The organism is Streptomyces sp. YIM 121038 (genome assembly GCF_006088715.1).
Taxonomy (GTDB): domain Bacteria; phylum Actinomycetota; class Actinomycetes; order Streptomycetales; family Streptomycetaceae; genus Streptomyces.
In genome coordinates this window covers 10,111,896-10,130,554 of record NZ_CP030771.1, presented here as the reverse complement: position 1 = coordinate 10,130,554, position 18,659 = coordinate 10,111,896, and the positions used below count along the sequence as shown (strand labels likewise).

The 18,659-nt window shown below is 68.8% G+C and carries 15 protein-coding genes and 1 pseudogene; 7 read left to right on the top strand and 9 right to left on the bottom strand.

The window, feature by feature from the left end; translation table 11 throughout:
- Window positions 1–557: pseudogene (locus tag C9F11_RS42745) on the bottom strand (transcriptional regulator); the annotation flags it as partial.
- A 275-nt stretch (window positions 558–832) separates the two neighbouring features.
- On the opposite strand from C9F11_RS42745, the gene C9F11_RS42740 reads away from it, so the two are divergent.
- Window positions 833–3,655, top strand: coding sequence for a DEAD/DEAH box helicase family protein (locus tag C9F11_RS42740; protein WP_138957273.1), 2,823 nt, complete (start codon window positions 833–835; stop codon window positions 3,653–3,655).
- Window positions 3,652–4,053: a DUF6193 family natural product biosynthesis protein gene (locus tag C9F11_RS49160; RefSeq protein WP_269078063.1), complete on the top strand. Its 402-nt coding sequence runs from the start codon at window positions 3,652–3,654 to the stop codon at window positions 4,051–4,053. Before C9F11_RS42740 ends, C9F11_RS49160 begins: the two co-directional genes overlap by 4 nt.
- Window positions 4,054–4,192: 139 nt before the next feature.
- Here C9F11_RS49160 and C9F11_RS42730 read toward each other — a convergent pair whose 3' ends face one another.
- The 3 genes from C9F11_RS42730 to C9F11_RS42720 form a co-directional block, all read right to left on the bottom strand.
- On the bottom strand, window positions 4,193–5,416 hold the full coding sequence (locus C9F11_RS42730; RefSeq protein WP_138957274.1) for a hypothetical protein: 1,224 nt from the start codon (window positions 5,414–5,416) through the stop codon (window positions 4,193–4,195).
- A 202-nt stretch (window positions 5,417–5,618) separates the two neighbouring features.
- Complete coding sequence (locus C9F11_RS49155; protein WP_249401518.1) at window positions 5,619–5,978, bottom strand: hypothetical protein; 360 nt, start codon at window positions 5,976–5,978, stop codon at window positions 5,619–5,621.
- Window positions 5,979–6,673: 695 nt separating this feature from the next.
- On the bottom strand, window positions 6,674–6,925 hold the full coding sequence (locus C9F11_RS42720; RefSeq protein ID WP_138957275.1) for a hypothetical protein: 252 nt from the start codon (window positions 6,923–6,925) through the stop codon (window positions 6,674–6,676).
- A gap of 263 nt (window positions 6,926–7,188) precedes the next feature.
- Between C9F11_RS42720 and C9F11_RS42715 the strand changes: the two genes are divergently transcribed.
- The 3 genes from C9F11_RS42715 to C9F11_RS42705 all read left to right on the top strand — a co-directional run bounded on the left by C9F11_RS42715 (window position 7,189) and on the right by C9F11_RS42705 (window position 8,331).
- Window positions 7,189–7,626 (top strand): hypothetical protein, encoded by a 438-nt coding sequence (locus tag C9F11_RS42715; protein WP_138957276.1) that lies wholly within the window; start codon window positions 7,189–7,191, stop codon window positions 7,624–7,626.
- Window positions 7,623–8,003: a hypothetical protein gene (locus tag C9F11_RS42710; protein WP_138957277.1), complete on the top strand. Its 381-nt coding sequence runs from the start codon at window positions 7,623–7,625 to the stop codon at window positions 8,001–8,003. Before C9F11_RS42715 ends, C9F11_RS42710 begins: the two co-directional genes overlap by 4 nt.
- 103 nt (window positions 8,004–8,106) lie before the next feature.
- Entirely contained in the window at window positions 8,107–8,331 is a 225-nt protein-coding gene (locus tag C9F11_RS42705; protein ID WP_138957278.1) for a hypothetical protein, read from the top strand.
- A gap of 114 nt (window positions 8,332–8,445) precedes the next feature.
- Here C9F11_RS42705 and C9F11_RS42700 read toward each other — a convergent pair whose 3' ends face one another.
- Together C9F11_RS42700 and C9F11_RS42695 are read right to left on the bottom strand one after the other, a co-directional pair.
- Entirely contained in the window at window positions 8,446–9,291 is an 846-nt protein-coding gene (locus C9F11_RS42700; protein ID WP_138957279.1) for an AAC(3) family N-acetyltransferase, read from the bottom strand.
- A 62-nt stretch (window positions 9,292–9,353) separates the two neighbouring features.
- A complete protein-coding gene (locus tag C9F11_RS42695; RefSeq protein ID WP_138957280.1) occupies window positions 9,354–11,606 on the bottom strand; it encodes a tetratricopeptide repeat protein in 2,253 nt (750 codons plus the stop codon).
- Window positions 11,607–12,162: 556 nt separating this feature from the next.
- Here C9F11_RS42695 and C9F11_RS42690 point away from each other — a divergent pair.
- Together C9F11_RS42690 and C9F11_RS42685 are read left to right on the top strand one after the other, a co-directional pair.
- A complete protein-coding gene (locus tag C9F11_RS42690) occupies window positions 12,163–12,405 on the top strand; it encodes a hypothetical protein (protein ID WP_138957281.1) in 243 nt (80 codons plus the stop codon).
- A 126-nt stretch (window positions 12,406–12,531) separates the two neighbouring features.
- Complete coding sequence (locus tag C9F11_RS42685) at window positions 12,532–13,032, top strand: hypothetical protein (RefSeq protein WP_138957282.1); 501 nt, start codon at window positions 12,532–12,534, stop codon at window positions 13,030–13,032.
- 555 nt (window positions 13,033–13,587) lie between these two features.
- Here C9F11_RS42685 and C9F11_RS42680 read toward each other — a convergent pair.
- The 3 genes from C9F11_RS42680 to C9F11_RS42670 are packed head-to-tail and all read right to left on the bottom strand — an operon-like array spanning window position 13,588 to window position 18,415.
- Window positions 13,588–14,250, bottom strand: a complete 663-nt coding sequence (locus C9F11_RS42680; protein WP_138957283.1) for a response regulator transcription factor — start codon at window positions 14,248–14,250, stop codon at window positions 13,588–13,590.
- Window positions 14,247–16,370, bottom strand: a complete 2,124-nt coding sequence (locus C9F11_RS42675; RefSeq protein ID WP_138957284.1) for a GAF domain-containing sensor histidine kinase — start codon at window positions 16,368–16,370, stop codon at window positions 14,247–14,249. Before C9F11_RS42675 ends, C9F11_RS42680 begins: the two co-directional genes overlap by 4 nt.
- Window positions 16,367–18,415, bottom strand: a complete 2,049-nt coding sequence (locus C9F11_RS42670; RefSeq protein ID WP_138957285.1) for a histidine kinase — start codon at window positions 18,413–18,415, stop codon at window positions 16,367–16,369. Before C9F11_RS42670 ends, C9F11_RS42675 begins: the two co-directional genes overlap by 4 nt.
- Between the last annotated feature and the right edge of the window lie 244 nt (window positions 18,416–18,659).

The following is an 18,659-nucleotide window of genomic DNA, read 5'->3' as shown; positions in this document are numbered from 1 at the left end:
TGTTGGTGACGTTCTCGTACTGGCCCCATTGTGGCCAGGTCGACCACCGCGTCATTCACCCACGCGTCGTCCAGGGCCGCGTCGTTGCCGGTGCTCCAGGCGTCGACGATGCGGTCCCAGTGGCGGACGTTGAGGGTACGGAACTGCACGACCCGCTGGTGGGGGCGGCTGACACGGGACTGGTTCAGGGGGTGGAACTCCACCCGAGTACCGCGGCCTTCACGATTGAGACGACTGGTCAGGTACCGGGCCACGTTACGGCGGCGCACCGTGCGGTAGGCCGTCTCGATGTGCTGCAGGTTCTGCTTGGAGGGGCTGCGCTGGCCGGCCAGCCAGGCCTTCAGGGTGCGGTCGGTGACGGTGAGGCCGGCCGCACGGGCCGCTTCACGGGCGTGGGGGGTGCGGGTGAGGTAGTGCAGACGGGCCATCAGACCACGGCGCGCGGTAATGGGCGTGGCGATGAATCCAGCGAGCCGGTCGAGCTGCCGGGCAACAGCCTCGTGGCCCTTGACGCCATGGGCACCGTACTTACCGAACTCCATCGTCCTTTCCGGCACTTTCCCCTCCTCCCATCACCATAATCGCTTGGTTACACACTACCGCAATTCCCGCTACTCCGCAGTGAGTTGACGGCCATTTCACAGGCTTTTCATCGCCGGAATTTCGAGGTGGTGATTGGGGTGTGTGTTCGACTGCTCGCTCGGGCGAGGAGGGATGTCCCGCATCCGGCAGACAGCGCCGGGCGTGGCGGTCTAGGTTGTCACAAAAGGAAGTTGGTTGGGTGTTCGGCTGATCCGCGGGCACCCCTGCAGAGCATCTCCGGGAGCTGATCGTGAAGGTGGATGCGGCCGTCCGGTCGGAGGCCGAGCTCGCGGCGTTCTACGACCACCAGGACGACGCCGTCGCCGCCATCATGCGGGTCTACACCCCCTCCCCCAGGGCGCGGCGTCCGCGGTTCCGGGCCCAGCTGCACATGGCGCCCGGGCTGGGCAAGACGTGGGTGGCCGCGCGGATCGCGGGCCTGGTCGCGGCGCGGGGGTCGTTGCTGATGGTGGTGCCCACACGGGCGCTCCTCGAGCAGACCTACCAGGTGCTGCGCGCGGCCGGACGCGGCGGGCCGGTGATCGCGGTGTACGCGCCGCGGGACGCCGCGCTGGCCGGTGAGCCGGGGGTGCGGGTGACGACGGACCCGCGGGTGGTGGCGTGGCACGCGAACGCCTTCGCCGCCCAGGGCGGCCGGTTCACGGTGCTGGCGACGTACGCGAGCGTGGAGAACTCACTGATTGCCGGGCACCGGCTGAGTGTGGAGCGGGACGGGGCGCGGCCGCTGCCGGAATGGGACCTGCTGGTGTGCGACGAGTCCCACCACACCGAGACCTCGCGGGTGTGGGGGCGGATCAACGAGCAGCACCTCGTGCCCGCGTGGCACCGGTTGTCGATGACGGCGACACCGCGGCTGCTGGGGGCGGTGCACTGGGATGAGCAGGGGCGGCTTCGGGCGAGTGATCCGGTGGTGCGGCTCTCAGAGCGCAGGCACGGCCCCGTCGCCTACCGGCTGGGGCTTCGGGAGGCACAGCGGCGCGGGAAGCTCGCGCACAGCCCCGTGGTGGCCGCCGAGGTCGACGAGGCGCGTCTGCGCGAGCTCGTCGCGGCGCGGGGACGGGCTGACGCGGGAGTGCGGGCGGAACTGCTCACCGCGTCGCTGGGGGCCGTGCTGCGGGCCGCAGGGCGGGTGGGGTGCCGGCGGCTGCTGACCTACCACTCCACTGTGGCTGGAGCACGCGCGGCCGCGGCCTCGCTGGCGCAGCTGGCGCGGGTGCTGCATGGGCAGGGGACGTCGGCGCCGCGGCGGGTGTGGGCCGCAGCCCTGCATGAGGGCACCCCGGCCAGGGAGCGGCAGCGGGCCTTGGCGGCGCTGGCGGCGGGCACAGATCTCCGGGGGCGGCCGGTGGACCTGGCGGTCGTGTGTTCCGTGCGGCTGCTGAGTGAAGGCGTGGATGTCCCGGCCGTCGACGCCGTCGCCCTCGTGGACCCGCGCGCGGCGCAGGGCGACCTCCTGCAGATCGCCGGACGCGCCGTGCGCTACGACCACGGGAACCCGGACAAGGTCGCCTCCATCATCGTGCCCGTCCTCCACCTCGCCCAGGCCGCTGACGACACGCTGGTCGGGCCGGACTGGGTGCCGGTGATCAACATGCTGCGCGCACTGGAGTCCTACGAACCCGACCACACCGACCGCGCAGACGAGGAGCCGGAGGGGCCGCAGGAAGCCGTACGGCGGCTGGAGCGTGCCGGGCGCAGCAGCAGCCGCGGCCCCCACCGCGTGCAGCCGGCCACGGAGGCGCGTGAGCGGGCCGAGGAACGCGCGCGCGAGCTCCAGCAGATGCTGGAGCTCACCCGGCAGCGCTCAGCGGCCGTGGTCGCGGACTGGCTGAAGATCACCGTGCTGTCCGACCCCGTCACCGCCGACACCGAACGCCTCATGCGCGCCGTCACCGCCTACCACCAGCGCACCGGGCACCTGCGGGTGCCGGTGGACTGGCAGGAATCCCTCCCCGTCGACTACAGCCGCATCCCCCTGCTCGAGAAGGAGAGCGAGGAGCAGCAGGAGCTGGCGGAGGGGCTCGGGGAGGATCTGGTGCCCGAGCTCGCGCAGGAGCCGCAGGTCGTGGTGCGGCTGGGGTGGGAGCTGGAGCGGGTACGGCGGCAGTGGCGCCGCGACCGCGACGACCTGCGCACCCTGGTCGCAGAGCTCGGGCCCGAGGAAGGCCTGGAGGTCTGGCGCGCGCGGCCGCGGCGGATGCCCGCGGACCTGGCTGCCCTGCTCGGCGAGTACGGGTTCGTGTGGGAACCCCGGGCCTCAGCACGGCAGCTCCTGGTCGAGGCAGCGCGGGAGTACGCGGACCGGTACGGACACCTCCTGCCCGGCATCGAGGAGACCATCAGCATCGATGGGCAGGAAGTACGCATCGGGAGACTGCTGAGCGAATGCCGCAGACCCTCCTGGGGCGCCCGGGACGAGGAGCAGGACGTTGCCCGCGTGCTGGAGAAGCTCGGCGTGTGGCGGGTGCGGGACGGCGCACCCTGGAACGCTGGGTGGGAACGCAAGCTCGTCCTCCTGGAAGCCTTCCACGCCCAGGGCGGGCGCCGCGGCGAACTCCTCACCGGACAGCGGGTCTTCCGCGGGGACGATCTCGGCAAGTGGCTGTGCGACCAGCACCGACGGTGGCCCCGGCTGGCAGAGGAGCAGCGCCAGGTGCTCCTGGAGCTGCGGATGGGGCCAGCCACGGGCGACAGGCGGGTCAAGACTGCGGGCGCGGCCCGCGTGCCACGCAGCCGCACGGAGCGGCTGATGGAAATCGTCACCGCCGCCCGCCAACACCTCGAGGAGATCGGCCCGCTCGTCGGCGAAGACGGCCGGCACTGTGTTCACGACACCTACCGGCCCCGCGTTAACGGCATCGAGGTACAGCTGCGGCGACGCCTCAACGCAGTGCGCTCCCGCTTCCCCACCTATCCCCCGCAGCAGCAGGCGCTGTTCGCAGGTCTCGGCCTGCCCTGGGCGGAGACGGCCCACGACAGCGCGCAGGAGCAGCTGGGCGGCCCGGTACCGGGGCATGCCCCGGACGGATCTGGAGGCACGATAGGGGTGTGAAATGGGATACGAGCGTCGAAGTCCGCGTCGAAGCGGGCTGGCAGGCAGTGCATGCTGAGGGACGGGTGCGGGGCGAGCTGCTGGAAGCGGCTTACGAGGAACCCCGCCTGCGGCGGCTGTTTCCCTGGACTGGGATGGGAGAGCTGCACTTCAGCCGCTGTACCGAACCACGGTGGACCTGGGACATCCCTTACATTCGGCCCGCCGCTGGCGGCACCTACCGGGTCTCCGGCCCGCTACGGAGCCAGACGGTAGGCCCGGCAGCCACAGCGCGGGAGGCCATCGCCATGGTGATCCAGCACCTCCCGTCAGGCTGCGGCCCCGCTTTCCTCGGCACCCCCGAGGAACTCGCAGCTCATGAAGCCGCAACACAGAAGCAGCAGACACACGAAGGCTGAAGAATCGGGCACGCGGCCGTGTGCCGGAATCTGACCGGCCAGGCCGGGAGCAAGCCGGCTGCGGCGACGTCATGAAGTTCCGTGTCCGTGGAGCAGCTGCTGCATCGGGGCGTGAGGGGTCGGCGGTCCCTTGTGCCAGTCAGTCCTGCTTGAGGGGGAGAATGAAGGGAAGGAATGCCAGGTGGATTTCCCGCTCGGCATCGTCGTTGGCTCGAATCACGAAGTCGTAGCGGCCGTCGGACGGCCGGGCATCAAGGGTCCGCTTGTGGTTCGGGTGCTCTTCGATCTTCTGGATCGCTTTGCGGATCGTGCTCGTCGCGTCTCCCCGTCGGATGAAGAGCAGCAGGGCGCCCTTTGAATCGCGCCACACGTGATACTTCAAGAGTTGGGTGAGTGCATCACCGACGACTTTAGGGCCGTCCCAGATTTTGCACTCCCCAATGAAGACATTGCGGTCTTCCACACGGACCAGGATGTCCGTCTTGCCGTCCCCGTTGAACAGCTCGCCCCCGCTTGCTCCCATGAACGTGCTGTTCAAGCTGACCAAGAGCAGGTTCCTGATGTCTTCCTCGCCCAGTTTGGCGATGGTTCCAGGGGTCCGCTCGAGAGCGTTACGGGAGTGCGTAATGACGCGAATTGCCTCTTCGTAGTCCTTCTCCAGGAGTTCCCATTCGGGCTGGAACGGCTGCGCGGCTACGGGATGGCGCCGGGGCATCACCTGCCGACGGCTGACGGGAACGGAGAACGCTGGCGGCCCGTCATGCTGCCGCACAGGGATCCCGAGAGCAGCTTCGAGCTCCCGATCGGCGAGGATCTTGCGCTTCCTGAGCGACACCCGCTCGGACACCGTCTTCCTCAGGAATTCGTTGTGGCCCGCGATCTCGGAACGTGCGCTGTCCAGGTTCTTCTCGATGATGTCGAGTTCATCATTGATCTTGTGCAGGACGACGGCGGGGTCAGAGGTCTTCCCACGCCAGATCACCTCGATCTCTGAGCCCACGATCTTCGCGGTCTGTCCGCTCAGCAACGACGTGTAGGCACCCGGGCGGTATCTCATCAGGTCCAGGTCGCCCTCGCAGGGCACCAAGAAGGTGATCTCAGTCTGCCGGATCTCCCGGCGCCCCATGAAATCGTCAACGGTCGAGATGTGGTCGCTCGAGGGCAGTCGCTGCATCCGGTCCCGATGCACCACGGGAGCCTGTGCTCCGTACTCATCGATCAAGTGCTCAATGATGTCGGTCTCGGGCGACGCCAACAGATCATCCGCGTCCCAGGCGTTGATCGCTTTCATGGCCTTGTCCAGGCGACCTGCAAGAAGTTGCCGGAGACTGCCTTTACCGAATGGCCCACTGTGCTCACGCATGCCCCCATTGTGAACACCACCACTGACAATCGGTACGAGGGCAGCGGTACGCAGGATGCGTACGGCTTCGTCGGCAGGGCGGGCCGCCGAGTCCTGGACGCAGCCGCCAGCACCAGAGGACCGAAGCCGTCGCGGTGACAGCCCCGGGCCCGCTGTGCACTTCTACGCGAGCGCCCTGCCCAACGAGTGCCCTGCACCCTGGTCATGAGCCGGGGTGCCGGCGGAACACGGTCAGGCACAGGCCACACAGCACGGGTCCTTGCTCATAGAAGAACGGTGTGACCTGCTGGCGGCGGGGCGGGACGCATTCACAGGCGATCGCGAAGCGGGTACCGGACCGGGCGGTGCGCGGGGCTTCGACCATCTGGACGGCGGCTTGGAGCTGGACGGCGGCCGCGGCGTCGAGTGCGGTGATGACGTCGGTCCACCGGGCGGCCTCGGTGTCGGTGAGGATGCTGTGGGCCCTGCCGACAAAGGGGTCCGAGCGGCGGGGCGGCAGCAGACCCACCTCCCGGGCCAGGTACGCGCTTGTTGTGCCAGCGTCGGTCGCCGCCGCTGACATCGGTGATCCCCCGGTTCAGGGCCAGCCCGTGGGCGGCATGGTGCAGCAGCCCTTCCAGCATCAGACGCACTCCGTGGCTCAAGGTGGCGGCTGCGACCTGCAGTTCCATGACCAGGCGGCCGTCGCGGACGAAGCGGCGGCCTGTGCGCAGCGTGGTGCACCTGGTGGGATCGTGCTTGCTGGCGGTGGGCGGGGTGGTGACACAGATGTCCGGCACGGCCGGGTGGCGGGCGCGGATTTCCTTCCACACGGTCTCGATCGCGCTGATGATGACCGCGCCGTGGGCGACCGGTGCGGTGCTGGGCCGGACCGGCTCCAGACGGGCAGTGGCTTGGGCGGTGGGGGGCGGGCTGGTCACGGCGTGGTGCCTTCCGAGGTGGGTGGGATCCGCGGGCCCGCGATTGCAGGGCTCGGGGGAGGTTGTATCGGGTGTGAGGCCTGGTAGGCGTTGGGGGCGCGGGCGCGGCGGGGGCGGGGGTGTTGTCGGGGGGCTGGGGGGGTCCATCTCGTCCAGGCCGTCCAGGACCGGCAGTACCAGGTGGTGGCGGACCACAGCGAACGTCCGCAACGCCCGCTGATGACCCCTCTATGTCGTTTCTTTTGGATCATCTGGTCGCGATGATCCGACGTGCCCCGTCTGCTGGAGGTGCCCGCCGGGGCGGGTGTTTTGCCCCGGCGGTGGTGAGCCGTCCTGATCAGGGGTTGTCGCCGTCCGGCGGCGGGGGCGCGGACTGCTGGATACGTTCGCGCTCGACATCAGCGTTGATCTTCGTGCGGCGGGTCTCGCCGCGCTGCTCAAGGTGCGTCTTGACCATGGTTCCGGTCTGGCGCACCGTCTCGACGCCCACGGCGCCGGTGGCCATCGCCTCGTAGCAGGCGGAGCCGACCAGCGATTCGTTGAGTGCGGGATCGTAAGGATGGCCCGGGGTGGGCCCATTCGTCGTCATGACCTCATGTTCTGGGCCCGGCGCCTCACCGAGCCAGCATCTGCGGCCGAACGGGTGGGTGTACCGGAGGGCTGGAGGGTGCAGTGCCCGTGTTCAGCCCCAGGGGTGGCCTGACAGATTTAGCCGAACGGGCTCCCCGGGCCGTGCCGGGGCGATAGACCGGACATGACGAACAGTCAAGCACCGGGACGCCCGCAGGGAGGGAGCACCACATGACACGTGCTGCAGAGGGTCGCGGAGTGGAGGGGAGTCAAGACGGTTCGATGACCGAGACCGAGTCGATCTTCACGCTGCCGTACACCGCCGACATCACCCGCGCCGACGTCGATGCATTGGACGCCTTCATGACCGCCCGGCTGCACGAGCTGCGCCTGGCGCACCGCAACGACCCCGAGGTCTGCCGGGTAACCCACGGCCTGGGGGCCGCGATCAATCGGCAGCTGTTCGAGCTGCGCCGCGACTTCGCCGACGACGGCACCGCCGAGGCGCTGGAGGCCCGGATGGGGCACTGGAACGAGCTCTGCCGGCTCACCGCGGGCTGGCGGGACACCGAGGGATATGACGTCGACCGCTGGCAGCAAGTCGCTTTCCGCGAAGCCCGGCAGGCTGCCGAGGCAAAGAACCACAGCGACTGGTGGGAGGCCCAGCAGGCGGCGGATGCGGTGGTGGCGGACGAGCGCGCCCGGCGGGCCCACCCATGACCGCGGACCGGCCGGTGTGCCTGCTGCGCTACGCCGACGAGCTGACCTGGGCCGACGTCGAGGCGGTCCACGACTACCTCATGGATGGGGTCCGCCCGCTGGCCTACGACGGCCCGTCCGGCAACGCACAGAGGACCGCCCTCGGCTTCGCCACCGCGCTCACCCACCTGGCCGCCGCCCTGCACCACGACCTCCTCTACCGGCAGAGCGCCGGGCCTGCCGTCGAGGCCGAGCGGCTGCGCCGGGTGCGCGCCACCTGGAACAGCGTGTGGCACCTGGCCGCTCCGTGGCGCGGCGCCGAGGGCTACGACGCCCGGCGCTGGCTCCAGCTCACCTATCTCACCCGCCACGACGAGAAGGAGCACACCGCCCGATGAGCATCCTGCAGGCCACCGCCGACGCCGCGGCCACGCCCGAGACAAGGGAGCATGTGACGGGCGCTCAGCCCGGCGGCCGTCAGCGGACTCGGGAGGCGAATGGATGGCGTTGCTAGCCGCGCTCGGCGACGGCGGCCAGCGCATCACCGTCCACGTCGCCGACCAGGACGGCGCCGCACTCGTCATGGCGCTCTCCCACCAGGACGGGCCCGGCCCAAGCGGCGAGGCGTTCCTGGAGGAGATCGCTGCGCTGGGGGTGCTTTCCTGCGGGGCCGACACCGGACGCGACGAGCCGGGCAACCGGCTCTGGGCTCTGCTGGAGCTGTAGGCCAGGCTCGTAGAGGTCGTCTCACAGGTAGCGGATGTATTCCAGCTGGTCGCTGGCGAGCCACTGGGCTCCGTCCGGGCCGCCCGGCCCCTGCCGTTGGTGGAGTCGGTTGCGTCATCCCAGCGAAATCGGGCCGATCGGACCGCCGGCCACCGAGTCCCGGCAGGCGAGGCAACCGGCGTCGGCGCAGTGGGTGACGCCCTGATCGGAGATCATGGCGTCGACCGCGGCGGCAAGGGTCTCCTTCGCTGGGTAGACGCTCCACAGGCACCCGCCCACCCGGGCAGTGCGTGCCAGCGGCTGCAGCCAGGGTCCCAAGCGTGGGAATCCCTCTGAGCACGAGCCTGTCTCCACCATGATCACTCGGTCGTCTGCTGTGCGCGCCCAGCGGATGGGCAGCTGTCGGCCGGAATCCTGTTCGGCCAGGTGGAGCGCGGTCATCCGGTTCAGTCCGACACCCACCAGAAGGATGGAGCCGTTGGTGTCTGCAAGGGCACGCACGGGTCCATACACATTGGTCGGGGTCTGAGTGTCGACGAGTTCGGCGGCTTGTGGCCCGATGGCTGCGAAGGAATTGAGCGGGTGCTGGCCGCGCCTCGCCGCGCCTCGGGCGAGCAGTCGGGTCGGCAGTACGCCCATGCCTGGGTTGATGACGCCGCAGTCGACGGTGTAGTGGGCGGCTGCCTCGGGTCTGGCCGCCGCCTCGTCGGGCAGAGCCGCGTAGTCGATGCCGTTGCGGGCCGGGCGCATCGTAATTGGTGGAATGACGCCGAACTGCGGTTCGGTGAACGACGGGACCAACACGGTGCAGCCGCGGGAGAGCAAGGCGTCCAGTACAGCGTCCGCTCCGCCCTCGATGGGCTCGCCGAAGGACCGAAGCGATGCATGGATCATGACCGGCCGTTGCGCCAGTGCCAGTTCGTCGATGGTTGCGACGAGTTGTTCGGCAGTGATCACCATGATGCCGCGTTCCCTTCTGTCCGGTGCTCCGCGTGATCTGAGTGGTGAGTTGTGAAGTGTTCTCAGGCGACGTGGCGTGCGTCGGCGACTTGACCGTGCTCGAGCTGCTGGAGTGCCGAAAGGGTCGCCAGTGTGTCGGGGTGGGGCTCTCCGAGCACCCGGCGCCGGGCCCTCAGGACCTTCTCGTACTCCGCCGCCGCCTCGTTCCAACGACTTTGCAGGGTCAGGACCCAGGCCAGTTCGTGGTGGGCGGACAGGGTGTGGTGGTGCTCGTCGCTGAGTATCCGCAGGCGCGCGTCCAGCAGTTGCCGGTACATCACCTCCGCTTCGGTAGACCTACCGCGCCTGGCCATAATCCACGCCAACTCGTGGATTGTCGTCAGTGTGTGCGGATGTTCCTCGCCGAGTACCTGTCGCCGGGTCCGCAGGACGGGCTGCAGCTCGGCCTCGGCCTCCTCCAGCCGCCCCTGGTTCGCCAGCGCCCAGCCGAGTTCGTGACCGGTGTACAGAGTGGCGATGTGCTCCTCACCGAGTGTCCTTTGGAGAGCGGGCAGGACACTCCGGTAGCCGCTCTCCGCCTCTGCCCAGCGTTTTTGGGCGGCGGCGACCCAGGCCAGCTCGTGGCGGGTGACCAGCGTGTCGGGATGATCCTCGCCGAGTATCCGCCGACGTGCCAGGTACACCAGTCGGTACATGCCCTCCGCTTGGTCGTGGCCGCCCATGGTGGCCGTCTCCCACGCAAGCTGGTGCTGGAGTTGGAGGATCAGAGGGTGATCCTCACCGAGGCTGGACGCGTGGTCCAACGCAGCACGGCACAAGCTTTCGCCGACACTGATGGCTCCACTCTGGTCGAGGGCGCAAGCTGTGGTGCAGGCGGCTGAGATCAGCGCTGCGAGGGGCTCATGCACCAAGTGCAGGGCAACAGTGCCGAACAGGGCATGCAGATGCGCACCGATCAACTGGAAGCGTCGCCAGTCGGCGGGCGCGTACGGACTCAGACCGGACAGGGCCGAGGTGATGAGATCGACGGCGACTCGCCGAACGCGATCCGCGTCCGGCTCGCCCGGGCGCGCGACGCCCGACGCCAGGTGAATACGGTTGCTGTCAGCCACCACCGGGTGGATGACGATCGCAGTCTGCGGACCGGATATCCGCGCTTCGATCAGGCCCAGCCTGCTCAGGCCGCGCAGCGCCGTCTCTAGTTGGTCTGCGTCGCTCTCGTCCCCCTCACCGGCATGGCCAGCGGCTGGCGGCCGAAGCAGGCACGCGAGGTAGCGTACGTCGAGCAGGTCCAGCGGTATCGAGGTTGCGGCGGCCCAGCAGGAGAGCAGGCGGAGCAGGGGACGCGCGTGCGGCACTCCGCATCGCGCCAGATCGTCCAGGGAGATTTCCCACGTCCGCGTCACCATGGCGCGAGACTCCGCCTGAGGGTCGTCCAGTAGCGGCGCCCTCCCAGCGCTGTCGAGTGCGTGGTGGTAGGCGGTGAAGGTTCGCCACCGCGCAACGGCGGAGTCCAGATATGTTCCGGCGAGATACAGCGCCAGTGGCAGGCCGCCCAGCCGCTGGGCCAGCAGCCGCGCTCCGGCCTCGTCTCCCGCCTGGGGGGCCAGGTCGAGCAACACCCGGACGCTGGCGTCCTCATCCACCGGACCTATGGGACGCACCTTGGCGTGCCGCCCCCACGTTCGCGGGTCGCAGTCCCGGCTTGTCACCACGGTCAGTCCGCACGGGGACGGACGTATCCAGCCGGTTCCGTCACTCACCGCTGATCCGCCTCCCGCGACGGAACGCCTCCATCCGCCCCGCCATCTCGACATACCCCCGGCAAGCACCGCAGGATCGTCAGCGTTATCGAAGATCAACAGCCATCCGGGCGCTGTCTGCTCCAGCAGCGACCAGAACCGGTCAGGGGCGTCCGGCGCCCCTGATGCCACAGCATGCAGGTCGGCGGGGGTGGCATCCAGCTGCCGGGCGACCGTGACCAGCCCGGCCGTGAGACTCAACTCATCCGCGGCCGAAATCCACCACACCCGCCTGCCCCGACGGCGCACCCTCCTTCCGCGGAGAGCACGCTCGGCCAGCGCCACCGCCACCGTCGACTTGCCGACACCACCAAGCCCGACAAGCACAATGGTTGCCGCCGGGGGCCTGCGCAACCACTCCTGCAACTGTCCCAGCACCAGGTCGCGGCCGCGCGTCTCGACCGGCAACCGCCCAGTGGGCGGCACCACCGACGCCCCCAGCACCGACGGCGTCCGCGGCACCGGGTCCTGACGGTTGTCCACCGGCTGGACCCGTAACTGGATCCACGTCATACCTAACCCGGCACACGTCCCCAACGTGCCCGCCGCCGTCCACACCAGGCTCGCGTCCACCAGTCCCCCCGGAATAGAGCGCCTAGGGCTCCGTGACACAGACTTCCAGCCGTGCTCTGCGCATAAACCAGCGCAATGACGCAGCCGTGGAACACAGGGAGGCGCTCCACGGCAGTCCGCGGGACGAAGTACGCACCACACACAGGTCGAAGATGCGTGAAGGCCTTGATGCGGCTCCGCGAAGCCAGCCTCCGCGGCAACAGGCGCCTACGCGTACCTGTGGACTGGCACGAAACCCTCCCCCTCGGCTACACCCGCGTCCCTCTGTTCAAGAAGAAGGACAAGGAGCAGCAGAAGGTGGCGGAGGAACACGAGCAGGATCAGGTGCCCGAGCTCGCGGGAAGGCAGGAGCTGGCGCAGGAACAGAAGCCCGAGTCCGACCTGGACCGGGCCGCAGGACAGGGTCAGGAGCAGGTGGAAATGCAGGACCGGGAGCGGGCCGAGGGACAGGCAGGGGGGGCGGGGGCGAAAGTCGACGGAGAAGCAGGAGCGGGCTGTGGGGCTAGGGGTCGTGGTGGTCCGGCTGGAGCGGGTGCGGCGGCAGTGGCGCCGCACCCGCGACGCCCTGCGCACCCTGACCGCCGAGCTCGGCCCCGAGGAAGGGCTAGAGGTCTGGCATGGGCGGCCGCGGCGGGTGCCCGCGGACCTGTCCGCCCTGTTTGGCGAATACGGGTGCATGGGAAAGCCGCAGGCGTCGGCCCGGCAACTGCTGCTGGAGGCGGCTCGGTTGCACGCATAGCCATATGGGCACCGCCTGCCCGGCATCGAGGAGACCATCAGCGCCGACGGGCAGGACGTGCGGATAGGGAGACTGCTGAGCGAGTGCCGCCGACCCGCTTACGGTGCGCGGGAGCAGGAACGCGACGTGGTCCGCGCGCTGGAGGAGCTCGGCGTGTGGCGGGTACAGGACGGAGCACCCTGGAACGCCGCCTTCGAGCGCAAACTCGTCCTGCTGGAAGCCTTCTACAAAGAGGGCGGGCGCCGCGGCGAACTCCTCACCGGACAGCGGATCTTCCGCGGCGATGATCTCGGCAAGTGGCTGTGCGACCAGCACCGCAGGTGGCCCCGGCTGGCAGAGGAGCAGCGCGCGGCGCTCCTGGAGCTGCGGATCGGACCGGCCACAGGCGACCGGCGGGTCAAGACCGCGGGCGCGGCGCGTGTGCCGCGCTCGCGTACCGAGCGGCTGATGGAGATCGTCACCGCTGCCCGTCAGTATCTGGAGGACGTCGGGCCGCTGGTCGGCGAGGACGGCAGGACTTGCGTCCACGACACCTACCGGCCCCGCATCAACGGCATCGAGGTGCAGCTGCGGCGGCGGCTGAACGCGGTGCGCTCCCGCTTCCACACCTACCCCCCACAACAGTAAGCCCTCTTCCACGGCCTTGGCCTGCCCTGGACACAGACCGCAGACCACGGCACGCGGGAGCAGGCACAGCAGCGGGAAGACGGCAGGCAGTGACGGTGTCCACAGGGCGTGAGCCACGTTGTGTGGGGTGTGGCCGAAGAACCTGACGCCAGCGCCTCCACACCACACGCCAACGACAGGCCCGACTCACCGGTGAGCAGCTCCAGCAACTCGCCGACCTCGGACTCCACTGGGCAGCAGATGGACAACGGGCATATAGCTGAAGGGGAGCCTGTCATCCCGTACTTGATCAGATGCTTTGTCCGTGCCATGCCTGGTAGACGGCGATGGCAGTCGTGACGGCAGTCGCCACGACGGGTGTCCACAACCGTACGGTCCTGGCCCAGTTTCGGTTCCTGCGCCGCCCCTCGGACCATGTCTTGTGGTGTGCTGATTTCTTGCCGTGCATCTGTCTCTCCCGTTGGTCCCGTCCCCGATGTCTTGTTGGGACCAGCGTGTGTCTGCAGCATTCCCACAGTCACGGGAGTGTCCGACCGGGGGCACGGGAGGAGCGGGTCATGGCACTGCTCCGAGACCTGCGGTGCGCGCCATGGTGATGAGCTGCGCGCGGTCGGTGGCGCCGAGTTTGGCTTTGATGTCGGTCACAGCGTTCTCGACCCGCTTGGTGCTGATGCCTAGGCGGGCCGCGGCGCTGGCGGTGGTCTGCTTCGGGGTAGCGATGATGTTGAGGATCTCCCTTTCCCTGGAGGTCAGTTGGGGGAAGGCGGCTTCGCGTCGGGCTGTGCGCAGGTCATCGAACCAGGGGCGCATGCGGGCCGTGTCGGAGAGGTTGAAGATCCACGCGCCGGCGGCGACGTCGCGCACCGCGCGGATGATCTGTGTGACGTCTCCGGCCTTCATGAGGAAGCCCGAGGCGCCGGCTCGCATCGCGGCCATGACGTTGGGGTCTGCCTCGTACTCGGAGTGGACGAGAACCTTGGTTCCGGGGCGGGCTTTTTGGATTTCCTGGGTCGCCCACAGTCCGCTGCCGTTGGGCATTCGTACGTCCATGACGACGACGTCGGGACGGAGCTTGATGGTCTGCTCCACGGCTTCGTGGCCGTCGCTGGCTTCGGCGACGACGGTGATGCCGGGATCGGATTCCAGCAGTACGCGCAGTCCGTACCGGGTGAAGGCGTGGTCGTCGGCGATGACGACACGAATGTCCTGGTCCGTCATGTGATCCCGCCCTTCACTGTCTGTTTGCTGTGTTGTGTTTCTGCGCCGGGCAGGGAAGGCGGCAGGCGCGTGACGACTTCGGTGCCTTGGCCGGCACGCGGATGGATCTGGCAGGTTCCGCCGATCTCGGCGGCACGTTCGCGCATGGACCCCATCCCCACCCCGGGCCGGAAGCGGTCGGGAAGTCCCCTGCCGTCGTCCGCGACGGTCAGCACGAGAGCACCGCCCAGTTCGACGGTCACCCAGCAGTTATCGGCGTGGGCGTGCCGGAGGACGTTGGCGACCGCCTCGGCCACGATCCAGTAGGCCGCTTCCTCGGTTGCCGCGGGCAGCCGCGGGATCTCGTCGGGCAGTGCGGGGTGCACGGTCAGCGGCACGCGCTCGAGATAGATCAGAACGGCTTCACGCAGCCCCAGCTGATCGACCGGTGAGCGCAAGCCCGTGGAGATCCGGCGCAGGTCTTCGGTTCCTTGGCGCATATGGACCAGGGCGGTGGTCAGCAGTCCGTGCGTGGCGTCGAGGTCGGTGTGCAGCTTGGTGAGGGCCGCTTGGAGGGTCCAGGTGGCTCCGGTGAGCACGGGGCCAACCCTGTCGTGGAGGTCTCTGGCCAGTCGGCGGCGTTCTTCGGCCGCCGCGGCGACCGCGTGCTCTTGCGCGCTCAGCAGGGCCAGCGACAGCCGCACGGCTGATGCGGCCTGCGCGACGTGCCGGGCCACGTCCCGCAGCAGGCGAAGATCCGCCGCCGAGAAGCGCTCGTCCAAGGGGCGGAGCCCGACCATCAGGAGGCCGATCTCTTCGCTCTGATGTACCAGGGGTAGTTTCAGCGGTTCCCGGACCTCGGTGCCGTGGGTGGCTACGCGCATCCGGTCGATGCCCGTCGCCGAAGTGCTGTCCAGTTCGATGGCCACGTAGGGCAGACGCAGAGCTTCGGCCACGGTCGCAGCAGCTTCGGGCAGGATCTTCTTCGGATCGCTCGTTGCTTCCATACGGCGGCCGAGCAGGGCCAGTGCCGTATAAGGGTCATCCCTCAGGCCATAGACGAGCCGGCTCACCGAGCGCTGGAGCAGCGTGCGCAGGGGCTGCAGCACCACGGCCACCACGCCCGTCGCGAGCAACGGAGCCACCCCGGAGGCCGAACGTTGCAGCAGCAGCCCGAATGCGCTGACGATGCCGATGTAGAGGCCGACGACACCGGCGGTCAGTCCGGCGTAGATGAGCGTGCTGCTGAGCATCCGGTCGATGTCGAACAGGTTGTGGCGCAAGATCGCGATAGTGATGGCCGTGCCGAGGAGTACCGGCGCCAGATCAACAGCAATCGTTCCGGCAGGGTTGTCTCCCACCAGGATCTGTATCGCCACCAGGAGGATGGTCATCATGGTGGCCCAGGCCACCCAGTTCAGCTGCCGGCGCAGAAGCCCGGTGGAGTTCCGATACCGAAACAGCAACGAGGAAACCGACACCAGAAAGGGGACAAGGATCGCAAATACCGACACGAGGCCCACGTGGGTCACGCTGAACAGCAGTGCTGCGATGCCCACCGGGTTGGAGACCGAGGGAAAGTACCCGAACCCCAGCGGCCCCGGAGCGAAAGCCCCGATGGACACGCTGATGAGCCCGCAGACACTCACGTACCGGGCGGCGAACCGCCAGCGCACAGACGACAGATGGCCGTTGGGGAAGAGCAGGAAGAGGAACATCAGCGGGAAGATGAAGAGCACGAAGCCCCAGCTGCTGATCCAGGCAGCCAGCACGCCGCCCGACAGCTCCCGCGGCACCGCATAGAGCCCATAGGAATGGCTCAGGAGGTCGAGGGACGCACCGAATCCGGCGGCCAGCAGCAGCCACCCCGCGGGATTGCATGGTCGGCGGGTCGCCGCCAGCAGCCCAAGCGTTGCGAAAATCAGACCGGTCGGGGATTCCGCGGCGATCAGCCACCACGGGTGATATTCCGGGCGTGGCGTTGCACGCGACAGGACTGCGAAGACGCCATTCGCAGTTGCGGTGGCCATCGCAGCGATACACAGGCCCCAGGCTGTTCGCTTCGTCGCCAAACGTGACAGCCAGCCCAGTATGCGGGGAGTCGCCGTGTGCGCCGTGTGAGCTCCCGTGAGCTCGTTCATGGCTCACCTCCAGCACGGTCACTGTCGCGGTGGCGTGGTCCCGGCTGCAAGGGACTCGCCTCCCGGGTTGCCGGGAGCTGTGCGCCGGGCAGGCTGCGGGGAAGACGTGCGATGTACGCGCGGCCGCCGCCGGAGCGGGCACGGAACTCGCACATGCCCCCGATCGCGATGGCACATTCCCGTATCGAGGCCAGCCCTTCGCTCGGCCGAGCGGCTCCGGGCGGTCCCTGGCCGTCGTCGGCAACGGTCAATGTGAGGTGCCCGTCGCTCAGTTCCAGGCTCACCCAGCAGCATGCGGCGCGAGCGTGCCGGAGCACATCGGTTACCGCCTCGGTCAGGATTCGGTACACCGCCTCCTCGACCGCCGCAGGCATCGGGGGGAGCAGGTCGGGCATGTCGGTGTGCACGGTCACGGGGACGCGGTCGAGGTAAGCCAGAACGGCCTCACGCAGCCCCAGCTGATCGACGGGTGAGCGCAGCCCCAGCGCGATCCAGCGCAGGTCGTCGGAGCCCTGCCGGATATGGACCAGTGCCCCGGTCACGAGGTCAGCGGCCCTGCTGGGGTCGGTGTGCACTGCCGCGCAGGCCGTCTCTACGGCCGAGGCGGCATGGCTGAGCACCGGTCCGACACTGTCGTGGAGGTCCCGGGCCAGGTGCCTGCGCTCCTCGGCCCGTGCAGTCACCGCCCGCTCCTGCTCCTGCAGCAGGGCCAGCGACAGCCGTACCCCCGCTGCCGCCTGCGCGAGGTGGCGGGCCACGTCCGCGAGCAGACGCAGGTCCGCGCCCGAGAAGCCGTCCTCGGCCGCTCTCGCCGCGACCGCTAGCGTGCCGATCTCCTCGCCTTGATGGACCAGCGCGAGCCGCAGCGCCACGGGGCGCTCGGCTCCGTGTACCGCGAGGCGGCCTCCTGCGGCGCCGTATGCCGCCGCACGCTTCACTTCGACGGCTACGTAGGGCAGGCGCAGGGCCTTGGCGATGGTCGCGACGGCCTCGGGCAGCAGCTGGCGGGGGGCGAGCACCGTCTCCAGGCGGCGGTCGAGGCCGGCCAGTACCGCGTACGGATCCTCCCTCAGCCCGTAGACCAGACGATTGACCACGCGCTGCAGCAGCGCACGCAAGGGCTGGAGGACGACCGCCACGACACCGGTCGCCAGCAGGGGAGCCTTCGCGGTGATGAAACGCTGCGACATCAGTGCGAACAGGCTCACGGCGCCGATGTAGAGTCCGGCCACACCCGCGGTCATCCCCAGGTACAGCAACGACCGGCTCAACAGGCGGTCGATATCGAAGAGGTTGTGGCGGACGATCGCGATCGCGATGGACACGCTGAACGTCACGAGGATCAGATCGATAGCGACGCTGATCCAGGGGTCCTGGAGCAGCACCGCCCCCGCCAGCATGACCAGGCTCGCCAGCGCCGCGAACGCCACCCATTTGAACTGCTGCCGGGACTTTGCATTCGTGCGGCGGTAGCGGGCCAGGAGTGAGAGGGCGCAGAGCACGAAGGGGCCGGCCACCTGCACCGACGACAGCAAGGCTTCGTATGGGACGTAGAACGCCTCCAGCGGCAAGAGGCCGAGCGGGTTGCGTACGTTCGGGAAGTAGTCACGGTCAATCGTTCCCAGCAAAAGGGCAACGGACAGTGGGACCCATACTCCGCACACACCCGTGTACCAGGTGACGATCCGCCATCGGCCGGACGGCAGCGCGCCATCAGGGAAGCACAGCAGCAGGAAATAGAGCGGAAAGAAGTGCAGAGCAAAGGCCCAGTTGGACACCCACGCCGCCAGGATGCCTGCGGGAAGGTCCCGCCCAATTGCATACACAGCGTAGGCGTGCCCCAGCGCGTCGAGCGCGCCCCCGAACCCGGACACCAGCAGCAACCACCCGATCCGGTTCCCAGGGCGACGCCGGGCCACCACGAAGCCCGGGTAGGCGTAGGCGACGAGCGGCACGGGCTCCGCCACGGCGAGTAACCACGGGTCCCAGTCGGGCCGGGGGTCCCCTCGGGTCGGCACGACGCACACCAGGGTGAGGATCCCCATGCCCGCCGTAAGAATCCATAACACCCACGCGGCCCGCAGCCTGACCAGCCGGCCCCGCGCACCCCCCGTGCCCGGGGCCGGCTCCTGTACCAGTCCTGCCGATTCGTTCACGGCCCACCCCGCCACGTCACCCGCACAAGAGACCCAGCCCCTACAAGGCAGGTGCTCTAGTCACGTGACGAACCTCCCAGAACCACGCTCTTCAAGACAACGCAGAGAGACGCAAGTACGAAAAAAGCCATCC